Origin of the sequence: Herminiimonas fonticola (assembly GCF_040395855.1) — a bacterium.
In the GTDB taxonomy this organism is placed as follows: domain Bacteria; phylum Pseudomonadota; class Gammaproteobacteria; order Burkholderiales; family Burkholderiaceae_D; genus Oxalicibacterium; species Oxalicibacterium fonticola_A.
In genome coordinates, this window is the sequence record NZ_JBEBPO010000143.1 from 1 (window position 1) to 3835 (window position 3835).

The 3835-nt window shown below is 53.7% G+C and carries 3 protein-coding genes; 2 read left to right on the top strand and 1 reads right to left on the bottom strand.

The features are described 5' to 3' along the window. Window positions 1–298: 298 nt before the first annotated feature. Together ABWP27_RS12485 and ABWP27_RS12490 are read left to right on the top strand one after the other, a co-directional pair. Window positions 299–1513, top strand: coding sequence for a nitrate/nitrite transporter (locus ABWP27_RS12485; RefSeq protein WP_353157358.1), 1215 nt, complete (start codon window positions 299–301; stop codon window positions 1511–1513). Window positions 1514–1591: 78 nt separating this feature from the next. Beyond that, a complete protein-coding gene (locus ABWP27_RS12490; protein WP_353157361.1) occupies window positions 1592–3307 on the top strand; it encodes a bifunctional protein-serine/threonine kinase/phosphatase in 1716 nt (571 codons plus the stop codon). 106 nt (window positions 3308–3413) lie between these two features. Here ABWP27_RS12490 and ABWP27_RS12495 read toward each other — a convergent pair. Further along, a partial coding sequence (locus tag ABWP27_RS12495; RefSeq protein WP_353157363.1) for an ABC transporter ATP-binding protein occupies window positions 3414–3835 on the bottom strand: 422 nt, incomplete at its 5' end.

Below are 3835 nucleotides of genomic sequence, written 5' to 3' on the forward strand. Positions count from 1 at the left end.
GACCATGACCAGTTTCATTTTTTTCATCGCTGCATCCCACAGATTTGTTGTTCGCACATCCAAATAAGCAAAACAGATGCCAGTTTTTCTTTTTGTGCGCATTTCTCTCAACACATCGTTTCTGCACCAATTAAAAATAACTTCCGCACTTAACAAGTGCAATACGCTGTTTATTTGGTGCAGTGTCGATCAGAAAATTAAACGGACATCCATCGCGCCCATTCGTGGGCAGCACTTGCACTAAAGTGGCATAACCCTTGCATTTGGCTTGCTGTACCGTCTAACTCAGCGAGCCCTCATGCAAAAATCGTCATTCTGGAAAGCAGGCCATACACCGACCCTGCTTGCTTCATTCTTTTACTTCGACCTGAGTTTCATGGTCTGGGTCATCCTCGGCCCGCTAGCCGTTCAGATCGCCGGCGATCTCGAGCTGACTCCCGCACAAAAAGGCTTGATGGTTGCCACTCCCTTATTGGCTGGTGCTTTATTGCGCATCGTCATGGGCGTACTGGTCGATCATTTGAAACCGAAGAAGGCAGGCATCATCGGCCAGGTCGTCGTCATGAGCGGCATGCTGTGGGCATGGCTGGGCGACTTGAGCACTTATCACACGATGCTGGCGTTCGGCGTCATCCTCGGTTTCGCTGGGGCGGCGTTTGCCGTCGCGTTGCCTTTGGCATCCCGCTGGTATCCACCTGAGCATCAAGGCACTGCACTCGGCATTGCCGGTGCCGGCAACTCCGGCACCGCATTTGCTGCATTGTTTGCACCGACACTGGCGATCATGTTTGGCTGGCAAAACGTATTCGGCCTGTGTTTGATTCCACTGAGCGTCGCTTTTGTCGTCTATCTTGTATTTACCCGTGATGCACCTAACGCGCCACCAGCAAAATCACTGCTTGAATATCTGCATGTATTGAAAGACAAGGATGCGTGGTGGTTCATGTTCTTCTATAGCGTGACCTTTGGTGGCTTCTCGGGCCTCGCTTCATCGCTGACGATTTACTTCAACGGTCAATATGGTTTGTCGCCAGTGACTGCCGGCTATTTCACCGCAGCATGCGTCTTTGCCGGGTCCGCTATCCGCCCCCTGGGCGGCCGTCTCGCGGATCGCATAGGCGGCATCAAGACTTTGTCGCTGATGTACACGCTGGCAGCGACGTTCATGCTGATCGCCAGCTTCGGCTTATCATCGGCGATGGGAGCTGTGCTGATTTTCGTGCTTGCCATGCTGGCATTAGGCGTAGGCAATGGCGCGGTATTCCAGCTGGTGCCGCAACGCTTTCGCAAGGAAATCGGCGTGATGACCGGGCTGGTCGGCATGGCGGGCGGCATAGGTGGTTTTTATCTGGCATCCAGTCTCGGTTACTCAAAGCAATTGACTGGGAGTTACCAAGGTGGTTTGATGGTTTTTGCTGCACTGGCGATCGTCGCCCTGCTTGGTTTATCGACGGTGAAAAATCGCTGGCGTACAACCTGGGGCAGCGCAGCCATGACGAATGCAAAAATCTGAATCAGTATCTGTGCACGTGTTTGAGAATGCATTTACCAAACCGATGGTTACCATGATTAAATCTTTGTCGGCCGCACCATGCCACTGAAAATCACGGCGGGCTATGCCACGCGCGCAGGTCAACGTGCGCGTAACGAAGATTTTGTCGGCATGGTCATGCCGGACGAGCCGGAGCTTTCGAGTAAAGGCATGATCGCAGCCATCGCCGACGGCGTATCCGGCAATGAAGGCGGACGCGAAGCATCCGAGTACACGATACGCGGTCTGTTGAGCGATTACTACGCAACCTCCGATACCTGGCCGGTCACGCAATCGCTGGACCGCGTGCTCAAGGCCATCAATAGCTGGGTTCAACATCAGGGTTCGATACGTGCCGAACTCGCCGGCATGGCGACGACGCTGACGTCGCTGGTATTGCGCGGAAATTTTTATTACTTTGCCCACGTTGGCGACACGCGTCTTTATTTATCAAGGAAAGGCGTGTTGACGCGCCTCACCGCTGATCATGTGTGGGACAGACCGGAAATGCAGCACGTATTGACACGTGCAGTCGGACTCGACTCGCAACTGGCGATTGATCACGGCATGGGCGAGCTGCATGAAGGTGATGCATTCCTGCTCGCGACCGATGGCGTATGGGCTTCGATATCGGAATACGATCTCAACGATCATTTATCGCAACTGGTCAGCAAACAGCAGGATGCGGAAGCCATCGCCAATGCGCTGATCGATAGCGCACTCGCTGCCGGCGCACAGGACAATGTGAGCGCATTGGTGGTACGTGTCGATGCCTTGCCGGAAACAAATTTGCGCGATGCCTTGTCCGGTTCGCAGCAACTTCCAGTGCCGCCCAAGTTGAAAGTCGGCCAGGTCATAGATGGTTATACGGTCGAAGAACAGATACACGCGTCAACGACGACCCTGCTCTATCGTGTATCCGAACCACACTCCGGCAATCACACTCCGCGCAAGCTGGTCCTGAAAACACTGCATCCGGATCGCGCGCAGGATATGCATGAACGTTCGGCATTTGCACATGAAGAATGGCTGGCGAAACGCGTAGTTGCACGCTTCTTTCCGCAGGTCATTACGCCGGAACAAAAAACCTATCTCTACTATCTGACTACCTGGCACGCAGGCAATACGCTGCAGCAACACCTCGATGCAGGCGAACACTACACAATTCCGGATGTAATAGCGCACGGCACCAAACTGATACGCGCCATCGGTGCGCTGCACAGACGCAGCATCATCCATCGCGACATCAAGCCCGACAATATTCATCTGGGCGACGATGGCGAATTGCGCATCCTGGATCTGGGCGTCGCGCAATCCGGTCTGGAAGCGGAAGATGAAGTGCGTGCGCCACGCGCCGGCACACCATCCTTCCTGGCACCTGAGCAATTCAATCATGCACCTGCTTCGCGACAAACCGATTTGTATGCAGCAGGTGTCACGCTTTATCTATTGTTGACGCGGCATTTCCCTTACGGTGAAATCGAACCGTTCCAGACACCGCGCTTTGGCGAAGCTGTAGTGCCGAGTCGTTACCGGCCCGATCTGCCTTTGTGGCTGGAGAATGTTTTGCTGAAGGCAGTAGCGCGCAATCCGGCAGATCGTTTTGAAACTGCAGAAGAATTTTTACTGGCACTGGAACGCGGCGCCAGCCGGCCGCTTACTGCGATCGCACCCAAACCGCTGGCAGAGCGCGATCCGGTTTCTCTGTGGCGCGCGGTGGCGGCAATATTCATCGTGGCGAATTTGCTGCTGCTTTACTTGCTGATCGTACGCTAAAGAAAGCAAGTCGAATCAAGCATCAAAGATAACAAAGAGAAAGCGAAATGCTTTCTCTTTGTTCATTAACGATTGTGCGAACAGGCGGGTGCGATGAACTGAATTTTTATGCAGCCTCCTTCGCAACAGGATGCGATTGGCGGTGATACAAGAATTCCAGCACAGCCGTACGATAAGCTGAATACTGCGCATCTTTGGCCAGCGCAACACGTTCGCGCGGACGCGCCAGTTTCACTTCCAGTATTTCTCCTATAGTGGCCGATGGGCCATTTGTCAGCATGACGATTTTGTCCGACAAGAGCACAGCTTCATCGACATCATGCGTCACCATCACGACGGTGGAACCAGTCGCCGTAACGATTTTCAGCAACTCATCCTGCAAGTGCGCACGGGTCAATGCATCGAGTGCACCAAACGGCTCATCCATCAGCAAAACTTTCGGCTCCATCGACAAGGCGCGCGCAATACCGACCCGTTGCTTCATGCCGCCGGAAATTTCATTCGGACGTTTTTGTTCAGCGTGTGTCA